The organism is Staphylococcus haemolyticus, assembly GCF_006094395.1.
Lineage (GTDB): Bacteria > Bacillota > Bacilli > Staphylococcales > Staphylococcaceae > Staphylococcus > Staphylococcus haemolyticus.
On the sequence record NZ_CP035291.1, the window covers coordinates 439,619 to 460,999 of the forward strand.

Here is a 21,381-nt window from a genome sequence, read left to right on the forward strand (position 1 = left end):
TTATGACTAAATTAGAGTCACTTCTCCATGCTAGTACAGGTCTATCATTAATAAGTGGTTATTTAATGTATAATCGTCGTTATTTACTCTCGTTTGATAAGAAACGCGAGGGTGAGACAACACAATCAATTAGTGTGATTATACCAGCGCGCAACGAGGAAAAGAGATTGCCTAAACTGTTAAAAAGTTTGTCTCAACAATCAATGCGAGTTGAATGTATAGTCATGGATGATGATTCAAATGATAGAACAGCTGAGATAGCACGAGAGATGGGCGCGAAAGTGTATAATGTGACGTATGACAACAATGGTAATACCTGGATTGGTAAGTCATATGCATGTTATCTAGGTGCTTCTTATACAGTATCAGATATTCTTATATTTATGGATGCAGACGTAGAATTGAATAATGAACACGCCCTAGAGGCAATTATTCAGTCATATGCACGACAACAATATCGTGGATTAATGAGTATTCAACCGTATCATGTTGTTTATAAACCTTATGAACACTTATCGGCTATGTTTAATCTTATGACAGTTGTAGGTACAAATAGTTTTTCGACTTTATCCAAATCTAAAGGGGAGTCATTAGCATTTGGACCTGTTACAGTCATGAACAAATCCGATTATATCCTGACACAAGGGCATAAAAATGCTGCATCTCATATTATTGAAGGATTTTCTTTAGGAAAAGCGTTTCAACGTTGCCAATTGCCAGTGACGCGGTTTGAAGGTCAGGGATTTGTTAGCTTTAGAATGTATGAAGCAGGATTTAAAACAATGATAGAGGGATGGACGAAACACTTAGCGGTAGGTGCTTCGTCAACACAACCTCATATCATGATGTTAATTATCTTATGGATGGTGGGATGTATCACCTCATTTAGCGGATTAGCACTTAGTTTATTTATGAAAACTTTGTCATTTAAGCGAATGGCGTTATCATATAGTTTATATACATTACAATTTATTCGTTTACATCGTCGAGTAGGACGTTTTTCAATTTTATTTTTAGCTATCAACCCAATATTGTTTTTAGTGTTTATTTTAGTTTATATAAATTCATATCGTCACATTCATTACACGAAACAGGTAAAATGGAAGGGACGACAATTTAGTATTAAATAATATTTAGCAGGGGGTTCTCCATGAGCACATTAGAAGAAAATTATCAATATTGTCATCAAATTATGAAAGATTACTCCAAGAGTTTCTCATATGCGTTTGATATGTTACCAGAACAACAACGACGAGCAATCTGGGCGATTTATGCAGTTTGTAGAATCGTTGATGATAGTATCGATGTACACCAAGACGTGGAATATCTACATAAGATTAACCGTGATGTTAAAGCTATTGAACATCAAACAACAACGACATTTGAAAGTGATGACCGCATTATGACGGCATTTGCTGATGCAGCTACACATTTCCAAATGAATTTCCAAGCCCTCTATGACTTAATTGATACGGTTGAAGCAGACCAGCATTTCGAAATGTTTGAAACAGATCGTGGTCTACTAGATTATTGTTATGGTGTTGCGGGAACTGTAGGCGTATTACTGATCCCAATACTAGCAACGCCACCGTCAGATGAAGCATATGAGTATGGAAAGCAATTAGGTGAAGCGCTTCAATTAACGAACATACTACGTGATGTTGGTGAAGATTATCGCAACGGGCGTATTTACTTTAGTAAAGCGCGTTTAAATGAATTTAATGTTTCAATTGCTGATGAAATAGAACGTGATCAACTCTCTGACAATTACATTAAAATTTGGGAATTCTACGCTACATTAGCCGATAATAACTATGACATGGTTTTAAATCATCTTGATGTATACAATGAAGAATCTCGAATGATTATTGAGTTAGCAGCCCAAGTATATCGAGGTATATTAACCGAAGTACGTAAAGCAGATTACTCATTGAAAGACCGTGCGTACGTTTCTAAATGGAAAAAACATAAAATCTACCGCAATTTAAAGAAAAAATATAAAGATTAGGTCAGATATATGCAATATAGCAGTAGTAGGCGCTGGCGTTACCGGCTTAGCAGCTGCAGCACGACTAGCCGCTAAAGGTCATCAAGTTACAATATTTGAGAAGAATGAACAAGTTGGTGGCCGTATGAGCCAATTTAAGAAAGATGGCTTTACTTTTGATATGGGACCAACCATAGTGATGGTACCGGATGTTTATAAAGCCGTATTTGAAGAAAGTGGCAAACGCTTTGAAGATTACGTAGATATGAAGCCACTTACACATATTTTTGATATTTATTTTTCTGATAAAGATAAAGTGAGTGTATCAACTGATTTAGCACAACTTAGTCAAACGTTAGAAGCGACAGAACCAGGTTCTACTCAAGGTTTTATGCAATTTTTAACGGATGTGTATAAACGATATGAAGTGGCTCGCAAATACTTCCTTGAACGAACATTCCGTAAACCAAGTGAATTTTATAACCCATTGACGCTATATCGTGGATTAAAATTAAAGACATTTAATAATGCGAATCAATTAATAGATAATTATGTATCCAATGAAAAAATACGTAAGTTACTCGCATTTCAAACGTTATACATAGGTATTGATCCTAAACAAGGGCCTTCAATTTATTCTATTATTCCAATGATTGAAATGGTACATGGTGTTCATTATATAAAAGGCGGTATGTATGGCTTAGCACAAGGTTTACTACAACTTGGTCAAGACCATGGTGTTAAAGTAGAACTTAATGCAGATGTACAAGAAATCATTATTGACCCTAAATTCAAACGTGCAGATGGTCTACGTGTTAATGGTGATATTCGACGTTTTGACAAAGTGCTATGTACTGCTGACTTTCCATATGTGGCACAAAACTTAATGCCTGTGCACTCACCTTTAAAGAACTATTCTCCTGAAAAGGTAGATAACATGGACTATTCATGTTCAGCATTTTTAATTTATGCAGGTATTAATCGTCAATTACGTGATAAATTACATGTACATAATGTTGTATTTGCTAGAGATTTTAGAGGCAATATTGATGACATTTTTAGTGGTAAGATGCCTGATGACCCATCATTATATCTTTACTTCCCATCTGTAGAAGACGAAGCATTAGCGCCTAAAGATCAGACAGGGATGTATGTCTTAATGCCAGTCCCTGAGTTGAAGACAGGTGAAATTGACTGGAAAGATCCTAATATGGTTGAAAAAGCGAAAGATGTCATTTATAACAAATTAGAAACGATTGAGGCACTTAAAGATATACGTCAGGATGTTGTATCTGAAACAGTATTTACACCGCTTGATTTTGAGAGTCGTTATAATGCCAAATTCGGCTCAGCATTTGGACTTATGCCAACACTTACACAAAGTAATTATTATAGACCACCAAATGTATCAAGAGATTATAAAGACTTATACTTTGCAGGGGCAAGTACGCACCCTGGTGCAGGTGTGCCAATTGTGTTGACGAGTGCTAAAATTACTGCCGAAGCAATGTTAGAAGACATAGAACACGGAAAATAAAGTAAAACTTGCTATAAATCTGAAAATTATAAATATTGACAATACTTATTGAACTGATACAATAAATATTAATTCAATAGACTTATCCAGAGAAGTGAAGGGATTTGGCCCAATGAAACTTCAGCAACAGACTTAAAAGACAAAAGTACTGTGCTAACTCCAAAGAGGTATGCCTCAAAGATAAGTGTCATAGTCATAACTAAGCTATATGTCACTATCAATTGAGAGTGATATATAGCTTTTTTAATTTGAAAAGGGGGTAAATAATGACAATTTCTAATAAACTAGCCAATATTCCTGATAGTTATTTTGGTAAAACGATGGGGCGTAAGGTTGAGCATGGACCACTACCGTTAATTAATATGGCAGTTGGTATCCCGGATGGCGAAACGCCTAAAGGCATTGTTGATCACTTTGCTGATGCTGTTCGAATTCCTGAAAATCAAAAATATGGTGCATTTCATGGTAAGGAATCCTTTAAAGAAGCAATTGTTAATTTCTATCAACGACAATATGGTGTTGAACTGCATAAAGATGATGAAGTGTGCATACTTTATGGTACTAAAAATGGTTTAGTGGCTTTGCCTACATGTATTGTTAATCCTGGAGAAAACGTGCTACTTCCAGACCCAGGTTATACGGATTATCTTGCTGGTGTCATGCTTGCTGATGCCAATCCAGTACCACTTAATTTGGAGCCACCACATTATTTGCCAGATTGGAGCAAAGTAGATGCACAAACATTAGCACGTACGTCACTCGTTTATTTGACTTACCCAAATAATCCTACTGGATCAACGGCTACTAAAGCAGTGTTTGATGAAGCAATTCAAAGATTTAAAGGTACGCATACAAAGATCGTTCATGATTTCGCGTATAGTGCTTTTGGATTTGATGCAAAGAACCCAAGTATACTTGCTTCTAAAGATGCAAAGGAAGTAGCAATTGAAATTTTTTCATTATCTAAAGGTTATAATATGTCAGGATTTAGAGTAGGATTCGCAGTAGGTAACAAAGACATGATACAAGCGCTGAAGAAATATCAAACACATACTAATGCTGGTATGTTTGGTGCCCTTCAAGATGCAGCAACATACGCACTTAATCACTATGATGACTTTCTAGATCAACAAAATGAAACATTCAAACGTCGTCGTGACACGTTTGAGAAACAATTAAAAGATGCCAATTTACCATTTGTACATTCTAAAGGTGGTATTTACTCATGGCTTCAAACACCACCAGGGTATGATAGTGAATCATTTGAACAGTATTTGTTGAAAGAACAATCGATCTTAGTGGCGCCTGGCATTCCATTTGGTGAAAATGGTCGTCATTACGTCCGTATTTCCCTAGCATTAGATGACCAATTATTAACTGAAGCGGCTAAACGATTAGCTTCTTTATCTTATTTATATAACGAGTAACAAGAAGTCACAAATAGAAAGGATGAAATTTTATGACTAAAATTAAAATAATGAGTGTACGAGATGAAGATATTCCTTATATTGAAGAATGGGCGGAACAAAATAATGTCGAAGTAGAGTTAAATAAAGAAATATTAACAGAAGATAATGTCGATGATGTTCAAGGATTTGATGGTTTATCTTTGTCTCAACAACATCCAATATCGGAAGATGTATTTGCCAAATTGCAACAATTTGGTATTAAACATATTGCACAACGTAGTGCTGGATTTGATACATACGACTTAAATTTAGCTACACAATATGGCATTATCATATCTAATGTACCGTCATATTCACCTAGTTCAATTGCAGAGTTTGCAGTGACACAAGCCATTAATATTGTAAGAAATCAGAACGACATTCAACGTAAACTTAAAGACTATGATTTTAGATGGGAACCATCAATATTGTCGCGTTCAATAAGCGATTTAACCGTAGCTGTTATAGGAACAGGACGTATTGGTTCGATAGCGGCAAGTATTTTTGCAAAAGGATATAGAAGTCATGTTGTTGCATATGATCCATTTCCTAATGAAAAGGTTGCGCAATATGTTGAGTATAAGGATACGTTGGAAGAAGCTTTACGTGATGCAGATATTGTTACAGTTCATATTCCAGCAACGAAATATAATCCACATCTCTTCAATAGAGATTTATTTTCAAAATTTAAAAAAGGTGCCGTATTTGTAAACGCTGCTAGGGGATCGATAGTAGATACGAGAGCATTACTAGATGCGATTGATAGTGGACACATTAAAGGCGCAGCGTTAGACACCTATGAGCATGAACGAGGGTTGTTCCCAGGAGATTATCGTAATAAAGCAATTAATGATGACTTATTAGATGAACTAATTGCTAGAGAAGATATCTGGTTAACACCACATATCGCGTTTTATACTGATGCGGCAGTTAAGAACTTAATTGTTGATGCACTCGATGCAGTCATTGATGTCATGAATACAGGTACGACAAAATTAAGAGTGAATTAAAAAAATAAGAGTTGGGCATGGGACAGAATTATTTAAAAATTCAATGTCCCATACTCAACTCCTCATATTTTGCCAGCACGATTGCTCACTTTTCTAGTTCGCCTACATCCTAATGGCTTTTGTACGGGCCTTATTGACTGCCTAACAAAAGCAGGTTTCTTATTCAGATCTTATTTTACATCGTAGCCTTGGTCTTCAATAGCTTCTTTCATTTGTTCAACTGATACTCTATTTTCGTCGTAATCGACGCGAACTTGATTTTTATCTAAGTCTACTTCTGCTGAAGTCACACCGTTTAATTTCGCTAGTGCTGATTCAACAGCATTTCTACAATGATCACAACTCATACCTTCAACATTAATAACTTTATTAATCATACCTGTCACCTCCGATGTTCTTAGTAATATATACCCATATTTTACTCCTTTTTAATAAACAAAGAAATAAAATAGAAATGCTTCATAATTATAATTTCATTCGTTTTAGTCTTAAGGCATTACTTACTACACTAACTGAACTTAAGGCCATCGCAGCACCAGCTATCCAAGGGGCAAGTAATCCCATTGCCGCAATAGGGATGCCTGCAATGTTGTATCCAAATGCCCAGAATAAGTTCTGTTTAATATTGCGAATTGTTTTATGACTTGCATGAATGGCCTTAGGAACTAATTGGATATCTCCGCCAAGAATGGTGATATCTGCAGCTTCTATTGCTACTTCAGTGCCCGTTCCCATTGCAATGCCAATATCTGCTTTGACGAGGGCAGGCGCATCATTGATACCGTCACCGACCATAGCGACATTATGTTTCTGTTCTTGTAATTGAGTTATATGATGTGCTTTATCTTCAGGTAGGACGCCGGCAATGACTTGATCAATGCCGACTTCTTTAGCAATAGCTTTTGCAGTTCGTTCATTATCACCAGTTAGCATGACCGTTCTGATATTCATAGATGATAATTGTTGGATAGCTTCTTTAGCAGATGCTTTAACAGTGTCAGCTACAGCAATCATACCTCTTAGTTCGCCATCATAAGCTATTAGCATAACAGTGTGTCCCTCGGCTTCCATCTGTTTCATCTTCTGTTTAATGCTTTGTATATTGATTTGATGATCTAACATTAACTTTTGATTACCTACAAATAACATAGAATCATCTATAATGGCTTGTATTCCGTGACCTGGTAATGTTTGATAATTTGTGACATTTACCAAGTTAACTTTGTGTTGTTTGGCGTAGTTAACAATTGCAGTAGCAAGTGGGTGTTCAGAGTTATTTTCAGCTGAAGCAACTAAAGTTAAGGTATCTTTGTCACCTTCAAAATAAGTTACTTCTGGTTTGCCGTGTGTAAGTGTTCCTGTCTTGTCAAACACAACTGTATCAACTTGATTTGTACGTTCGACATATTCGCCACCTTTAAACAAAATACCATTTTCAGCAGCGCGACCAGTTCCAACCATTATTGAAGTTGGTGTAGCTAAACCAAGTGCACATGGACAAGCAATCACTAGAACTGATATCGCAGCAACAAGTGCATCTTCAAATTGACCAGGATGTACAAGTGTAATCCAAATTAAGAATGTCAGTAAAGCAATCGCAATAACAATTGGAACGAAATAACCTGATATAATATCAGCTAAACGTTGGATAGGTGCTTTAGAACTTTGAGCTTCCTCAACCACTTTAATAATATTGGATAGGGCAGTATCTTTGCCAACTTTAGTTGCCATAATTGTAATAACACCATTCGTATTCATAGTTGAGCCTATTACTACATCATCAACGTGTTTATCAACTGGCATGGATTCACCTGTTAGCATTGATTCATCAATAGCAGTTTCACCCTTAATAATTTGACCATCGACAGGTATCTTTTCACCGGGTTTAATTAACAAGATATCATCTACATTAACTTGATTGAGCGGTACCATTTTCTCCATACCATTATCATCAATTAGGCGTGCCTCTTTTGCTTGTAAGTTAAGTAATTCACTTAATGCATTCGTCGTTTGTGATTTAGCACGTGCTTCTAAATATTTTCCGAAAAGAATTAATGTGATAAGTACAGCGCTTGTCTCAAAGTAAAGGTGAGGCATGTTTGTGGCACCAGAAAACCATTTGATCATTTCATAAATACTGTAAAAGTATGCAGCACTAGTACCTAATGCAACGAGCACATCCATATTAAAGCCACCGTTGCGCAAGTTCTTATAAGCGCCAACATAAAATTGCCAACCAATGATAAATTGGATTGGTGTCGCAAGGATAAATTGGAACCAAGGATTCATTAAGATATCTGGTAAATGCATATTAAAGAGATGGACGAGCATTGTCATTAATAGAGGTAATGACAGAATAGTAGAGATCATTAATTTATTTCGCTTATGCTTAAGTTCTTGTTGTTTACGTGTTGCTTGATCTTCTTCGGATTGTTTAGGCTGTGCGTCGTAACCTAAGTTTCTGATTCGTCCAATTAAGGTATCTAAATCCGTTTGTCCAGGATAATACGTTACCATTGCTTGTTCAGTTGTTAAATTAACTGTCGCATCTTTAACACCTGGTGCTTTATTTAATACTTTCTCTATACGATTTGAACATGCTGCGCAGGTCATACCAGTAATGTCTAACTCAGCTTTGTCAATGACAACATCATACCCAAGCTTTTGAACCGTTGTAACAAAGTCATTTATTGCATAGTCATTAGTATCATATTCAATCGTTGCTTTTTCCGTTGTCAAATTAACTTGTGCTTTTACGTTATCCATTTTATTTAAGCGCTTTTCAATACGATTCGAGCAAGCTGCACAAGTCATACCAGTAATGTTCAATGTGGCATTTTGTTTATTGCTCATTAAGACACCTCCATTACAATTCATACATAATATACCCCCTTAGGGTATTCGAGTCAATGTTTCTGTCTTAATTTTTCGCATAAAAAAGTAGGACAGAATTCTTTTCGAATTCATTGTCCTACTACTTCGAATTTGCAAAATAGCATCATTATATTATTTATGTCCTAGACTACTAACTACTATTGTAATGATTATATAGCTTACTTAGAAAAAATCAGATGGCTTAAAATTTTCTAAATTTAAGTCTTTATAATTATTAAAATCAAAATTGGATATATTTTGAACAAGTTCACCGTTTTTCGCTTGATTATAATAATAATTTGCTTCGTTCATTACATCATGATCTTGGAATGTCTTTATAACGCCAAGAATGATAAGCAATGCAATGATACCTTTCAATAAACCTCTCATAGAATGTCGCACTCCTTTTTCTGTAATATCTCGTTAGTGGCTTTAGTTGGTTTCTTTAATAGAAGTTTAATTTAATTATATAGGCTTTCTAATAAAATTGCATGAGACTAGGGAACTGACTTTTTATAGTTCTAAAGTTGTAATAAATTGAACGGTTCTATACACATTGATCTATTGTTTCAAAAGAGTCTTTATTAGGAACGATTAAGTAAATGGATAAGGAGTGAAAATGAATGAATCTATTAGAATTCCATAAACAAATTAAAGGTTATACTCAAAATCGTCAACCAGGAACAGAGAGAGACATGGATCCTAGACCCATTTCAGAACTAAATGAATATAAAGCAGCTGGTAAATTGCAAGGTAAAGTTGCATTAATTACTGGTGGTGACTCAGGGATTGGTCGCTCTGTTGCGATCTTATTTGCAAAAGAGGGCGCTAATGTAGCTATTGGTTATTATGATGAGCATGAAGATGCAGAGGAAACTGTTAATCGTCTTAAAGAGATTGGCGTAAAGGCTAAAGCATATGCCCATGATTTAAAAGATGCACAACAATCTAAAGATTTAGTGCAACAAGTTGTTCAAGAATTTGGTGGTCTAAATATTCTAGTCAATAATGGTGCGGTCCAATATCCTCAAGATAGTTTCATGGATATTACGCCTGAACAATTTAAAGATACATTCGAAACAAATATATTTGGCATGTTCTTCTTATCACAAGCTGCCGTTCCATATCTAAGTGACAACGATACAATTATTAATACGACAAGTGTGACGGCATATCGTGGTTCTGGTCATTTAATTGATTACGCTTCAACTAAAGGTGCGATTGTTTCGTTTACACGTTCACTAGCAACCACACTAATGGAGAAAAATATTCGAGTTAACGGTGTGGCACCTGGTCCAATTTATACACCACTCATTCCGGCTACTTTTGATGAAGACAAAGTAGAAAATCAAGGTGGCAACACACCAATGGGTAGACGTGGACAACCAGCAGAACTTGCGCCAGCTTATGTATTTCTTGCTACAAATGCGGATAGTTCTTACATCACTGGTCAAATCATCCATGTTAATGGTGGAGACTATATTACAACTTAAATGAAAATTTTAATGTATTGAGCCATAAAGGTGTCTAGTGCCTTTATGGCTTATTTTATGTTGAAAAAGAAAGTGTTTCCGTGCGAAAACCACTTAATTTATTTAAACTATAATATAAATATTAAATAAAGGTGGGTAAGTACAATGACAGAAAAAGAAAAGATGTTAGCACACCAGTGGTATGATGCCAATTTTGATAAAGATTTGGAAACTGAACGAGTACGTGCAAAAGATTTATGTTTTGACTTTAACCAAACGCGTCCGAGTGATGACAGTAGAAGACAGGCTATATTAACTGAATTATTTGGTTATACATTAGAGAATGTCGCAATTAATAGTCCGTTCGATACAGATTATGGTTGGAATGTTAAATTAGGCAAAAATGTGTTTGTTAATAGTAATTGTTACTTCATGGATGGAGGTGGCATCACGATTGGTAATGATGTATTTATAGGTCCGTCTTGTGGCTTCTATACTGCCCATCATCCATTAACGCCTAAAGAACGTAATGCAGGTTTAGAGTTGGCGCAGCCGATTACTATTGGAAATAATATTTGGTTTGGTGGCAATGTCGTTGTCACACCTGGTGTAACGATTGGAGATGGTTCAGTTATAGCAGCAGGAAGTGTAGTAACTAAAGATGTACCACCGAATAGCCTAGTTGCGGGTGTGCCTGCTAAAGTAATAAGAGAGATAAATGAAAATGACGCACCTAAAAATTAATAGGACTATTTATCTATAAAACAACTTTTGAGTACTTACTTAACTTGATGTCGGCTAATTGGATTAAAGGTACAATAGTTAAAGTATACGAATGACTAATAATTAAAACTTTTCAGATAATATGTATGTAAGCGATTGCAAAAATAACCCGAAGCATAGTAGAATGAAATTAATGATACAAATTATCATTTTAAGTAAGTCAATGTTTTACTGATTTTTATAATTCTTACAAATACATAGGGGGTAATTAAGAATGGTAGTACCTTTCAAAAATGAACCTGGGATTGATTTTTCAGTACAAGAAAATGTAGAAAGATTTCAAAAAACGTTAGAGCAAGTTAAAAATGAACTTGGTCAAACACTTCCAATTGTGATTGACGGTGAGCACATTACTAAAGATGATACATTTGATTCAATTAATCCAGCTAATACATCGGAATTAATTGCTAAAGTATCTAAAGCTACTAAGGAAGATGTAGATAAAGCGTTTGAATCTTCAAACAAAGCTTATAAAGCATGGCGTCAATGGTCACATAAAGATCGTGCAGAGTTATTATTACGCGTTGCAGCAATTATTCGCCGTCGTAAAGAGGAAATCTCTGCAGTCATGGTATATGAAGCAGGTAAACCTTGGGATGAGGCTGTTGGCGATGCAGCAGAAGGTATCGACTTTATCGAATACTATGCACGTTCAATGATGGAATTAGCAGATGGTAAACCGGTATTAGATCGTGAAGGAGAACATAACAAGTACTTCTATAAATCAATTGGTACTGGTGTTACAATTCCACCTTGGAACTTCCCATTTGCAATTATGGCTGGTACAACATTAGCACCAGTTGTTGCTGGTAACACAGTTCTATTGAAACCTGCTGAAGATACAGTATTAACAGCGTATAAATTAATCGAAATCTTAGAAGAAGCGGGTCTTCCTAAAGGTGTTGTTAACTTTGTACCTGGTGATCCGAAAGAAATCGGTGACTATTTAGTTGATTCTGTTCATACACACTTTGTTACATTTACAGGTTCACGTGCAACAGGAACTCGTATTTACGAACGTAGCGCAGTTGTTCAAGAAGGACAAACATTCTTAAAACGTGTTATTGCAGAAATGGGCGGTAAAGATGCGATTGTCGTTGATGAAAATATTGATACTGATTTAGCTGCAGAATCAATTATAACGTCAGCATTTGGTTTCTCAGGCCAAAAATGTTCTGCATGTTCACGTGCCATCGTACACAGTTCAGTGTATGATGAAGTATTAGAAAAAGCGGTAGCATTAACTAAAGAATTAACAGTTGGTAACACTGTAGATAATACATTCATGGGCCCTGTTATTAATAAAAAACAATTCGACAAAATTAAAAAATATATCGAAATTGGTGGAAAAGAAGGTAAAATTGAAATCGGTGGCGAAGCTGATGATTCAACAGGTTACTTCATTAAACCAACAATTATTTCAGGATTAAAATCATCTGATCAAGTCATGCAAGAAGAAATCTTTGGTCCAGTGGTTGGCTTTACTAAATTTGATAATTTTGAAGAAGCGATTGAAATTGCGAATGATACAGACTATGGCTTAACAGGTGCGGTTATCACAAATAATCGTGAAAACTGGATTAAAGCAGTGAATGAATTCGATGTAGGTAACTTATATCTTAACCGTGGATGTACTGCAGCAGTAGTAGGTTACCATCCATTTGGTGGCTTCAAAATGTCTGGTACAGATGCCAAAACAGGTAGTCCAGACTACTTATTAAACTTCTTAGAACAAAAAGTCGTTTCAGAAATGTTCTAATGAATTAAGATCAATATATAACAAGTTTAATAAAATTTAGAATAACATTTCTAAATAATTAGTCAGTAAATGAGTATAGTCCATTCATTTACTGACTTATTTTTATTTCATTAAATTGGTGGTACTTGCCTAGGAAGCTGTAATGTAGTTCTTTGACTTTAATCATTAGAACAACTTACTTAAGTGCTCAAGCACGTAAGTTCCATTTCCACAGTTTGTTTTGTTTGTAGATTTGCTAGTTGAAAATTTCTTTGCTGAGGCCCATTCCCCAGCTCTATTTATTATCTATATCAACGCTACTTTCTTAAATGTGTATGACTTAAATGTTAAATAAAAGAAGCAAATTCTATATAATTTCAATAGAATCTGCTTCTCACTTATCTAAGAATATTGTGTCATAAAACCATTTATTAATAGTTTAATAAAAACAATGTGATTTTTAATTAAGTTTTGTATAGTCTTGGCCATGTAACATCCAACGTACGCCATATTTATCTGTAAAGGCGCCCATTTTTCCACCCCAGAATTGTTCTTTGAGTGGCATTTCAATGTCTAATGAGTCATGATCTTTAATTTCATCGTAAAACTGTTGAACTCTATCTGAATCGTCTTGATTGTTGACATCGAAATCAATAAGTAATGAAATACCATTGTTGATGTTCTCTACACGTCCGAATGAATCAGAGCATAAAATTTTAACACCTAACACTTCAAATTCAGCGTGCATTGTAGCTTCTGCAGCCTGTTCTTTTGTCATGCCAAATTGTTCCGCTTGTTCTTCGCTCACTTCTAATCTTTTGACGTTTGTAGCGCCAAATACTTCTTCGTAATATGCTATTGCATCTTTTGCTTTTTCAAATGCTAAATATGGAAATAATTCAGTCATGATAAAACCCCTTTAGTTAGTTTGTAACCCAGTCCATTATATAATGAATAGATGTAAATAGCGATTAATATACGGTCGTGAAACTTTGAACAAAATAGAATGATTATTCTAATTAATCATGTGCTTTGATATTGATAAGTTTATGAAAGATTTGGTCCATTTGCTTAGGTTTAATCTCGACATTTTCATTCTTTTTCCAATCGATAAATGCATTTAGTACCGAACCAAACACATAGAATACTAGGCTTTTCGGTACTACATTATCAACAGTAATACGATGCATGTTGGTTTTGAAATCCTTTTGCATTATTTCAATTAAATATTTATTGCGAACATCTTCAAACTCTTTATCGTTATATTGCTTAAGTTCAATTCGAGATACCTCTTCTTTATTGAAAGAATTAGCTAAAGTTTGAAAAGGATTATTCAAACGTTCTTTAATATCAGTCGCAAAATAGTCATCGTGTGTTAATTTTAATAGGTATTTAAGCAATTCGTATTTATCGTAAAAATGTTTATAAAAAGTAGTGCGATGAACACTAGCATGCTTACAAATTTTATTAACCGTTAATGGTGTAAACATCTCTTGTTCGAGCAATGAATATAAGCTATCAGTTAATGCCTTTTTAGTTTTAATTACCCGTAAGTCTTTATCATTCAAAATTGTTCTCCCCTAACATAGATAGAAGAATCTAATAAATTTGGTGAAACATAATATTTAATTATAGATTATATAAATAAACATGCATTTACATTAAAAATGTAAATTACGTATAAAAAATAAACTGATTAAAAATATGAAATGTATTGTGTAATGATTTTGGCATAGCGTTTTAAAGCGTTATGAAAGGGTATATGATATCCAAATAGAAACATTGTTTAACTATTAAAAATAAAATTGTATTTTTCATAAATTTATTCTATTTTCTAAGTTTAATTTATAGAAATAATCTATATGGGAGGATTTTAATTATGAAAGGCACTAAACAATTAGATCAAATTAAAGAAGATAATAAGAAGCAACTAAAAAAATTATTTAAATATGATAAAGATAATGCATTAACATTTAGCAAAGAAGATCGTGAAAAAGTTCAAGATAAATTTGGCGTATATGTTATCTTCGATAAAAAGACGCCTATCTTCGTTGGTCAAACAGGAGGCTATTCTACTGGTTACCAACTTATTACAAAAGACTTATTCAATAAATTAGGTCAATATAATTTAAAATCAGGCGTCGGCACTACTAAATTTAAAAAAGGTTTAGCACAGAAAAAAGGTGTCAATGAAGAGGATATTAAATCAATTACAGCTGAAGATTATAATTTGAAATTCCAATATGTCAATGTTAAAGATGAACCAGCGTTCATTAATGTTTTAGAAATCTTAGCAATTGAGTATGCTAAAGATAAAGGTTATGAATTATATAATTTTAACCAAAACTAATAACATCAATTGATTAGTATAAATGAATTGTTATAAGAGGTTAGGACAACAGTGGGTCCGGGACTATGAATTAAGAATTAATTCTGTCCTACAATCCATGATAGTCCTAACCTTTTGTTTTCATTTTCTGAAAAGTGGTATTGATGAGTAAAACTTATCTAAAGTAGGAGATACTATGGCAATTCGTGTCCATTTTCAAGACCAATCAAACCACTTCCATACTGCATGTACATTTTCAGCTATTCCTGAGGATGCCAAACTTGTGTGGATTGATTTTGAGAATCCGACGAAAAACGATCAAGCATTACTCACTCAACGATTCAATATTGCTAGGCACCACATAGAGGAATCTGTATTTACAGTTACGAGACCTAAAGTTAGTAATCATCCACAGAAAAAGCATTTATATTTAATATTGCATGCCATTAGTCATAATAATTTCTCAGCAGAACCCCTGAGTATTACTGTTAAGGGTAATTGGATAATCACGGTTCATAAATATCCAATGGAAGTATTATCAGATATCATTACGTCATTCAATAAGTCACCTAAAGCTATAACTACGATTGAACTAACAACTATCATGGTTGATAAAATTACACATCAATATTTTAAATATGTGGATCATGTTGAAGACATAGTTTTTTCTTTTGAGTATCAAAATGTAGATAAAGTCAATAACCGTAAATTAATGGATGATGTATATAATATTCGTTCTGAAATTATTAAACTGAAGCGTGTGCTCATTCCTATGGAGCAACTCCTAAATGAAATAATAGATGAATCACCATTAGACGTATCACATGAATATCAATTATTGATTAAACATATTCATAGTAGATTATTAAGACAAACAGATACGTTAATGGCCTGTGAGCATATCACAGATGATATTAAAGATAATAACGAGTCTTATCGCTCTAATAGAATTAATGGTGTGATGAATGTCTTAACCATTATTTCGTCTATATTCTTTCCGCTATCATTTTTAACGGGATGGTATGGCATGAACTTCTCTTATATGCCAGAACTTGATTGGCATTATAGTTATTTCGTCTTTATTGCTATTTCATTAGTGGTTGTTGTTTCACTCATTACTCTTTTCAAAAAGAAGAACTGGTTCTAACGCAAACTAAATAAGCGTATGATTCTACAAATGGTAGATTCACACGCTTATATCTATTAATGTTGCTTCTTTTCATCTAGGAGCTGTTTATATTTGCGTTTGTAATATTTAGACAGTTTCATGTCATGGACAAAAGAGATTACAGGTCGTGCTGTCATTTGAATACTTCCAATCACAAATAGTATTGTGCCGGCAATCATGGTTTGGTCACTAAAAAATAGAAAACTACCAATTAAAAATATAATGCCCAGTACGATATCGTTGATTTGATATAGGGCTTTGTAGAAGAATGAGATTTGCTTCGCATGATCATCTTCATTAAATTGATTGGTATTAAAATGTAAATCAACATCATCTTTATTTAAACCAGCCATTTTAACACCTCCATTATTTTAAGTAATAACATACTTCCCGTTGTACTTTGACATGAAACTTCTTCATAATGGTCAGAAAGGAGGGGTATGATGTCTTATTCAATGCTTTACAAATCTCCCGTACAAAATTTAGAACTCATCAGTGATGGTGAGTCACTTACACACGTACTTTATAAATATAACGACACAACTGTTACTCATCCAACTAATCCTGATTTAGATATTTTTAAAAAAGTGGTTGAGTGGTTAAATGAATATTTCTCAGGAAATCGTCCGCAAATTGATTTTTCACTTAAACCGGAAGGCACTGATTTTCAAAAAAGTGTGTGGCGAAAGCTACAAGAAATAGAATATGGACAATTAAAAACATATGGTGATCTAGCGAATCTTGTAGGTGAAGAACGCAATAAGCCGAATATGTCTGCACAAGCAATAGGTGGTGCAGTCGGTAGTAATCCGATTTCTATTATTATTCCATGCCATCGCGTGGTTGGAAAAGATGGAAGTTTAACAGGATATGGTGGCACGATTAATCATAAAATTAAACTACTCGAGCTTGAGCAAGTAGATATGAATAATTTGTATAGACCTAAAAATTCAACTAAACCATAACACTTTTACTTTACACGTAAATAAAGAGGCGTTCGAGATAAGAGCCTAAATTGCTCTTATTTTGAATGCCTCTTAATTAATATCAACGTTATTTAGGAATATGATATTGACGTATATCGTCCTGAATATTTTCTAAGTAGTAAATAGACTTATCGTCATCAGTTTGTTCAGTAGCGTGATCGAATTCTAAATCATCGAATCGCTTGAAGAAACTTTCATAGTCTTCAACTGAAACTTCTTGACGTTCATTCAATAAGGCTTTATGTCCTTCAATATCTAATTGTTTTTCATAGCCTTCGACTAGCGTAGCACTAAAGAATTCTCCTACAGAACCAGATCCATAGCTAAATAATCCAATAGTTTGACCACCTTTAAGTGATCTATTCTCTAATAATGAAATCAAACTTAGATATAAAGAGCCAGTATAAATATTACCTACATAGCGATTGTAATATACTGCATCTTCATATCCAGATGTTAAACGTTCTTGCGTCGTTTCATCGGCATCATTGATAATTGAGTCTAAAGCTTTTTTACCCATTTTAGTGAAAGGTACGTGGAAACATAATGACTCAAAGTCAGATAATGTTTTATCTTCACGTCGAGCATATTCGTTCCAACTTTCTTGGAATGATTTGATATATGCATCTTTAGATAACGCACCGGCAACTAATGGATATTTATGTCCAGTTGGTCTCCAGAAGTCATACACATCTTCAGTATATGCAACGGCATCATCATTCAATTCTAAGATACTTGGATTATTTGAAATCAACATAGCTACGGCACCAGCACCTTGTGTCGGTTCACCACCAGATTGAATACCGTAACGAGCTGTATCACTTGCGATAACAAGTACCTTTTCATTAGGTCGTTTCTCAATGTAGTCTTTAGCTAATTGGATTGCAGGTGTTGCAGCATAGCAAGCTTCTTTCATTTCGAAGCAGCGTGCGAATGGCTGAACACCTAGTAAATTGTGAATTTGTACTGCAGCAGCTTTGGCATTATCGATTGCAGATTCAGTTGCTACAATGACCATTCCAATATGTTTTTTATCATCATCTGTTATAATATCTTTAGCAGCATTAGCCCCCATAGATACAATATCTTGTGATACTGGACTGACTGCCATTTGGGTTTGACCAATCCCAATTAAAAATTTATTTGGATCAACTTGGCGAGCTTCAGCAAGCTTAGCCATGTCTACATAGTATTTAGGTACGTAAAAGTTAATTTTATCGATTCCTATACTCACGGGCACTACATCCTTTCGTTATTCTAATTTTATAATTCATATTAATAGTAGCTTTTTGAGACAATTTCATTTAAAATGCTCACTAATAGAAAGCGTTTTCATACGAAAAGTTAAATGCAATAACGCATGTCGTTTAATACAGTAATAAAATAAAATACGTGAAACTGCATGGTAGAACATTGAGTGTGAGATAACTTCTATCGGCTATTATTAATAATCATATTAATAGTTATTTTACCAAATTAAATAACTAAATTACAATTTATATATAAACTACATATAAGGAGATAAAGAATGAAAAAAATTGCTATAGTTAGTGCTAAAAGAACGCCAATCGGTAGATATAAAGGTAAATTAAGAAATTATTCTGCAGTTGAATTGGGAACGACAGCTTTGAAAGGTGCAATCGATTCAGCAAATATTGATCCTAATATAATACAACAAGTTATTTTCGGTAATGTGCTACAAAGTGGTGTAGGACAAAACCCAGCACGTCAAATTGCGATTAAAGCGGGTGTACCTGATACAACACCAGCTATGACAATTAATGAGGTATGTGGATCAGGTCTTAAAGCAATTATATTAGGGAAACAGTTAATTCAATTAGGTGAAGCGGATGTAGTAGCAGTGGGTGGAGTTGAAAGTATGACAAATGCCCCACAATTAATCTTAAAAGAAGGTCAAGAACCAGTGGAAAGCTTTATGCATGATGGTTTAACAGATGCCTTTCATTATGTACCAATGGGTGTAACAGCTGAGAACATAGCTGAAAAATATGACATCACGCGTGAAATGCAAGATGAGTTCGCAAATCATTCACAAGCTAAAGCAGCTAAAGCGACGCAAGATGGTAAATTTAATAATGAAATCATCGGTATGACTGACGCAGAAGGGGAACAAATGACTTCTGATGAAGGTGTTCGCCCAAATAGTAGTGTTGAGAAGCTTGCGACATTAAAGACAATTTTCAAAGAAGATGGGACAGTAACTGGTGGTAATGCTTCAAGTATTAATGATGGTTCATCTGCACTCATTTTAATGGAAGAATCATATGCTAAAGCGCATGGTTACGATATTTTAGGAATTGTTGGAGATTATGCAGAAGTAGGTTGTGACCCACAATATATGGGCTATGCGCCATTCTATGCTGTTGAAAAGCTACTTGATAAAACGGATAGCAAAATCGATGACGTTGATATTGTAGAAATGACTGAAGCATTTGCTGCACAAAGTATACCAGTCAAAGACAATTTGCATATTCCAGATGAAAAATTAAATATCTATGGCGGTGCTATTGCACTAGGACACCCAATTGGTGCCAGTGGTGCTAGATTAGTCACTACTTTAGTGAACGCACTTGAACAAGAAAATAAACGTACGGGTATTGCTACAGCATGTATTGGTGGAGGACTAGGTATCGCTCTAATGATTGATAAAGGGGAATAATGGTATGAAGAGTTTAGATAAGACATTTCGACATTTATCTCGTGAAGATAAATTAAAACAACTTGTTGATTATGGATGGTTAACTGATGAAAGCTATGATGTTTTACTAAAAAATCCATTAATTAATGAAGAAGTTGCGAATAGTTTAATTGAGAATGTAATTGGTCAAGGTACATTGCCTGTAGGTTTATTACCTAAAATCATTGTCGATGATAAAGAATATGTTGTACCGATGATGGTTGAAGAACCTTCAGTAGTAGCTGCTGCAAGCTATGGCGCTAAGTTAGTCAACAATACAGGTGGCTTTAAAACAGTTAAGAGTGAACGATTAATGATTGGCCAAATTGTATTTGATGATGTTAGTGATACAGATGCCTTAGCACAAGCCATATATGATTTAGAGCCACAAATTAAACAGATCGCAGCTGAAGCTTACCCATCAATTATAGAACGTGGTGGTGGTTACAGACGTATTGAAATTGATACGTTCCCAGAGAATCAACTATTGTCTTTAAAAGTATTTGTAGATACTAAAGATGCAATGGGTGCCAATATGCTTAATACAATCTTGGAAGCTATAACTGCACATATGAAGAATGAGTTTCCAAATCGCGATGTGCTTATGAGCATTTTGTCTAACCATGCCACAGCCTCAGTAGTACGAGTTCAAGGTGAAATTGATATCAAAGATTTAAATAAAGGTGATCGTTCTGGTGAAGAAGTAGCACAACGCATGGAGCGTGCTTCTGTACTAGCACAAGTCGATATACATCGTGCTGCAACACACAATAAAGGTGTTATGAATGGCATTCACGCCGTAGTCTTAGCAACTGGTAATGATACGCGCGGAGCAGAAGCAAGTGCACATGCATATGCCAGTCGTGATGGACAATATAGAGGTATTGCGACTTGGAAGTTTGATAAAGAACGTGGTCGCTTAGTCGGAACAATAGAAGTACCGATGACATTAGCGATCGTCGGTGGCGGTACGAAAGTATTGCCAATTGCGAAAGCATCACTTGAATTATTGAATGTTCAATCAGCACAAGAATTAGGTCAGGTTGTTGCTGCTGTTGGATTGGCACAGAACTTTTCAGCATGTAGAGCCTTAGTTTCTGAAGGTATTCAAAAAGGTCACATGAGTTTACAATACAAATCATTAGCTATCGTAGTAGGTGCTCAAGGTGATGAGATTGCTCGTGTTGCCGAAGCATTGAAAGCTGCGCCTAAAGCTAATACTGCTACAGCTCAACAAATTTTAAAAGATTTACGACAACAATAACAATATTTAGAAAAGCCACTAATTACGAGTAAGGTTCTTAAATCAAGACCTCGATTCATAAGTAGTGGCTTTTATTTATCATTTATA

At 34.7% G+C, this 21,381-nt stretch carries 20 protein-coding genes and 1 riboswitch; of the genes, 13 read left to right on the forward strand and 7 right to left on the reverse strand.

The window, feature by feature from the left end:
* Positions 1-2: 2 nt before the first annotated feature.
* The 5 genes from EQ029_RS01965 (at position 3) to EQ029_RS01985 (ending at position 5,982) form a co-directional block, all read left to right on the forward strand.
* A complete protein-coding gene (locus EQ029_RS01965) occupies positions 3-1,130 on the forward strand; it encodes a glycosyltransferase family 2 protein (RefSeq protein ID WP_016931234.1) in 1,128 nt (375 codons plus the stop codon).
* Positions 1,131-1,150: 20 nt separating this feature from the next.
* Positions 1,151-2,008 (forward strand): phytoene/squalene synthase family protein, encoded by an 858-nt coding sequence (locus tag EQ029_RS01970; RefSeq protein WP_011274815.1) that lies wholly within the window; start codon positions 1,151-1,153, stop codon positions 2,006-2,008.
* A 7-nt stretch (positions 2,009-2,015) separates the two neighbouring features.
* Complete coding sequence (locus EQ029_RS01975; protein ID WP_080047656.1) at positions 2,016-3,524, forward strand: phytoene desaturase family protein; 1,509 nt, start codon at positions 2,016-2,018, stop codon at positions 3,522-3,524.
* 79 nt (positions 3,525-3,603) lie between these two features.
* A riboswitch (SAM riboswitch) is annotated at positions 3,604-3,711 on the forward strand.
* 79 nt (positions 3,712-3,790) lie between these two features.
* Positions 3,791-4,951 carry an aminotransferase class I/II-fold pyridoxal phosphate-dependent enzyme gene (locus EQ029_RS01980; protein ID WP_011274817.1) on the forward strand — a complete coding sequence of 387 codons (1,161 nt, stop codon included), beginning with the start codon at positions 3,791-3,793 and terminating at the stop codon, positions 4,949-4,951.
* Positions 4,952-4,983: 32 nt separating this feature from the next.
* Positions 4,984-5,982 carry a D-lactate dehydrogenase gene (locus tag EQ029_RS01985; protein WP_011274818.1) on the forward strand — a complete coding sequence of 333 codons (999 nt, stop codon included), beginning with the start codon at positions 4,984-4,986 and terminating at the stop codon, positions 5,980-5,982.
* A gap of 170 nt (positions 5,983-6,152) precedes the next feature.
* On the opposite strand, the gene copZ is transcribed toward EQ029_RS01985, so the two are convergent.
* The 3 genes from copZ to EQ029_RS02000 all read right to left on the reverse strand — a co-directional run bounded on the left by copZ (position 6,153) and on the right by EQ029_RS02000 (position 9,246).
* The gene (gene copZ / locus EQ029_RS01990) at positions 6,153-6,359 is read right to left on the reverse strand and encodes a copper chaperone CopZ (protein WP_029376679.1); all 207 of its coding nucleotides are present in this window, start codon (positions 6,357-6,359) and stop codon (positions 6,153-6,155) included.
* Positions 6,360-6,447: 88 nt separating this feature from the next.
* Positions 6,448-8,835: a heavy metal translocating P-type ATPase gene (locus tag EQ029_RS01995; protein ID WP_037536179.1), complete on the reverse strand. Its 2,388-nt coding sequence runs from the start codon at positions 8,833-8,835 to the stop codon at positions 6,448-6,450.
* A 204-nt stretch (positions 8,836-9,039) separates the two neighbouring features.
* Entirely contained in the window at positions 9,040-9,246 is a 207-nt protein-coding gene (locus EQ029_RS02000) for a cell wall inhibition responsive protein CwrA (RefSeq protein WP_053020210.1), read from the reverse strand.
* Between the two features lie 233 nt (positions 9,247-9,479).
* Here EQ029_RS02000 and EQ029_RS02005 point away from each other — a divergent pair, with 233 nt between their 5' ends.
* The 3 genes from EQ029_RS02005 (at position 9,480) to pruA (ending at position 12,870) form a co-directional block, all read left to right on the forward strand.
* A complete protein-coding gene (locus EQ029_RS02005; RefSeq protein ID WP_053020209.1) occupies positions 9,480-10,349 on the forward strand; it encodes an SDR family oxidoreductase in 870 nt (289 codons plus the stop codon).
* 144 nt (positions 10,350-10,493) lie between these two features.
* Positions 10,494-11,072: a sugar O-acetyltransferase gene (locus EQ029_RS02010; protein WP_011274824.1), complete on the forward strand. Its 579-nt coding sequence runs from the start codon at positions 10,494-10,496 to the stop codon at positions 11,070-11,072.
* A 253-nt stretch (positions 11,073-11,325) separates the two neighbouring features.
* On the forward strand, positions 11,326-12,870 hold the full coding sequence (gene pruA / locus EQ029_RS02015) for an L-glutamate gamma-semialdehyde dehydrogenase (RefSeq protein WP_011274825.1): 1,545 nt from the start codon (positions 11,326-11,328) through the stop codon (positions 12,868-12,870).
* 439 nt (positions 12,871-13,309) lie between these two features.
* Here the strand turns inward: pruA and EQ029_RS02020 are convergent, their stop codons facing one another.
* On the reverse strand, positions 13,310-13,756 hold the full coding sequence (locus tag EQ029_RS02020) for a VOC family protein (protein ID WP_011274827.1): 447 nt from the start codon (positions 13,754-13,756) through the stop codon (positions 13,310-13,312).
* Between the two features lie 112 nt (positions 13,757-13,868).
* The gene (locus tag EQ029_RS02025; RefSeq protein ID WP_011274828.1) at positions 13,869-14,417 is read right to left on the reverse strand and encodes a TetR/AcrR family transcriptional regulator; all 549 of its coding nucleotides are present in this window, start codon (positions 14,415-14,417) and stop codon (positions 13,869-13,871) included.
* Between the two features lie 311 nt (positions 14,418-14,728).
* Here EQ029_RS02025 and EQ029_RS02030 point away from each other — a divergent pair, with 311 nt between their 5' ends.
* Both EQ029_RS02030 and EQ029_RS02035 read left to right on the forward strand, forming a co-directional pair.
* Positions 14,729-15,199 carry a hypothetical protein gene (locus EQ029_RS02030; RefSeq protein WP_011274829.1) on the forward strand — a complete coding sequence of 157 codons (471 nt, stop codon included), beginning with the start codon at positions 14,729-14,731 and terminating at the stop codon, positions 15,197-15,199.
* A gap of 175 nt (positions 15,200-15,374) precedes the next feature.
* Positions 15,375-16,325: a CorA metal ion transporter family protein gene (locus tag EQ029_RS02035; protein WP_011274830.1), complete on the forward strand. Its 951-nt coding sequence runs from the start codon at positions 15,375-15,377 to the stop codon at positions 16,323-16,325.
* Positions 16,326-16,381: 56 nt separating this feature from the next.
* On the opposite strand, the gene EQ029_RS02040 is transcribed toward EQ029_RS02035, so the two are convergent.
* Positions 16,382-16,699, reverse strand: coding sequence for a YrhK family protein (locus EQ029_RS02040; RefSeq protein ID WP_011274831.1), 318 nt, complete (start codon positions 16,697-16,699; stop codon positions 16,382-16,384).
* Positions 16,700-16,789: 90 nt separating this feature from the next.
* On the opposite strand from EQ029_RS02040, the gene EQ029_RS02045 reads away from it, so the two are divergent.
* Complete coding sequence (locus tag EQ029_RS02045; RefSeq protein ID WP_011274832.1) at positions 16,790-17,311, forward strand: methylated-DNA--[protein]-cysteine S-methyltransferase; 522 nt, start codon at positions 16,790-16,792, stop codon at positions 17,309-17,311.
* 88 nt (positions 17,312-17,399) lie between these two features.
* On the opposite strand, the gene EQ029_RS02050 is transcribed toward EQ029_RS02045, so the two are convergent.
* Entirely contained in the window at positions 17,400-18,566 is a 1,167-nt protein-coding gene (locus EQ029_RS02050) for a hydroxymethylglutaryl-CoA synthase (protein ID WP_057504904.1), read from the reverse strand.
* Between the two features lie 294 nt (positions 18,567-18,860).
* Here EQ029_RS02050 and EQ029_RS02055 point away from each other — a divergent pair, with 294 nt between their 5' ends.
* Positions 18,861-20,012, forward strand: coding sequence for a thiolase family protein (locus EQ029_RS02055; protein WP_011274835.1), 1,152 nt, complete (start codon positions 18,861-18,863; stop codon positions 20,010-20,012).
* A gap of 4 nt (positions 20,013-20,016) precedes the next feature.
* Positions 20,017-21,294 carry a hydroxymethylglutaryl-CoA reductase, degradative gene (locus EQ029_RS02060; protein ID WP_037559354.1) on the forward strand — a complete coding sequence of 426 codons (1,278 nt, stop codon included), beginning with the start codon at positions 20,017-20,019 and terminating at the stop codon, positions 21,292-21,294.
* Positions 21,295-21,381 lie beyond the last annotated feature (87 nt).

What these genes read in the sequence shown, in the direction of transcription:
- EQ029_RS01965 (WP_016931234.1), top strand. Translation starts at nt 3, where the DNA reads ATGACTAAATTAGAGTCACTTCTCCATGCTAGTACAGGTCTATCATTA.
- EQ029_RS01970 (WP_011274815.1), top strand. Translation starts at nt 1,151, where the DNA reads ATGAGCACATTAGAAGAAAATTATCAATATTGTCATCAAATTATGAAA.
- EQ029_RS01980 (WP_011274817.1), top strand. Translation starts at nt 3,791, where the DNA reads ATGACAATTTCTAATAAACTAGCCAATATTCCTGATAGTTATTTTGGT.
- EQ029_RS01985 (WP_011274818.1), top strand. Translation starts at nt 4,984, where the DNA reads ATGACTAAAATTAAAATAATGAGTGTACGAGATGAAGATATTCCTTAT.
- copZ (WP_029376679.1), bottom strand. Translation starts at nt 6,359, where the DNA reads ATGATTAATAAAGTTATTAATGTTGAAGGTATGAGTTGTGATCATTGT.
- EQ029_RS01995 (WP_037536179.1), bottom strand. Translation starts at nt 8,835, where the DNA reads ATGAGCAATAAACAAAATGCCACATTGAACATTACTGGTATGACTTGT.
- EQ029_RS02000 (WP_053020210.1), bottom strand. Translation starts at nt 9,246, where the DNA reads ATGAGAGGTTTATTGAAAGGTATCATTGCATTGCTTATCATTCTTGGC.
- EQ029_RS02005 (WP_053020209.1), top strand. Translation starts at nt 9,480, where the DNA reads ATGAATCTATTAGAATTCCATAAACAAATTAAAGGTTATACTCAAAAT.
- EQ029_RS02010 (WP_011274824.1), top strand. Translation starts at nt 10,494, where the DNA reads ATGACAGAAAAAGAAAAGATGTTAGCACACCAGTGGTATGATGCCAAT.
- pruA (WP_011274825.1), top strand. Translation starts at nt 11,326, where the DNA reads ATGGTAGTACCTTTCAAAAATGAACCTGGGATTGATTTTTCAGTACAA.
- EQ029_RS02020 (WP_011274827.1), bottom strand. Translation starts at nt 13,756, where the DNA reads ATGACTGAATTATTTCCATATTTAGCATTTGAAAAAGCAAAAGATGCA.
- EQ029_RS02030 (WP_011274829.1), top strand. Translation starts at nt 14,729, where the DNA reads ATGAAAGGCACTAAACAATTAGATCAAATTAAAGAAGATAATAAGAAG.
- EQ029_RS02035 (WP_011274830.1), top strand. Translation starts at nt 15,375, where the DNA reads ATGGCAATTCGTGTCCATTTTCAAGACCAATCAAACCACTTCCATACT.
- EQ029_RS02040 (WP_011274831.1), bottom strand. Translation starts at nt 16,699, where the DNA reads ATGGCTGGTTTAAATAAAGATGATGTTGATTTACATTTTAATACCAAT.
- EQ029_RS02045 (WP_011274832.1), top strand. Translation starts at nt 16,790, where the DNA reads ATGTCTTATTCAATGCTTTACAAATCTCCCGTACAAAATTTAGAACTC.
- EQ029_RS02055 (WP_011274835.1), top strand. Translation starts at nt 18,861, where the DNA reads ATGAAAAAAATTGCTATAGTTAGTGCTAAAAGAACGCCAATCGGTAGA.
- EQ029_RS02060 (WP_037559354.1), top strand. Translation starts at nt 20,017, where the DNA reads ATGAAGAGTTTAGATAAGACATTTCGACATTTATCTCGTGAAGATAAA.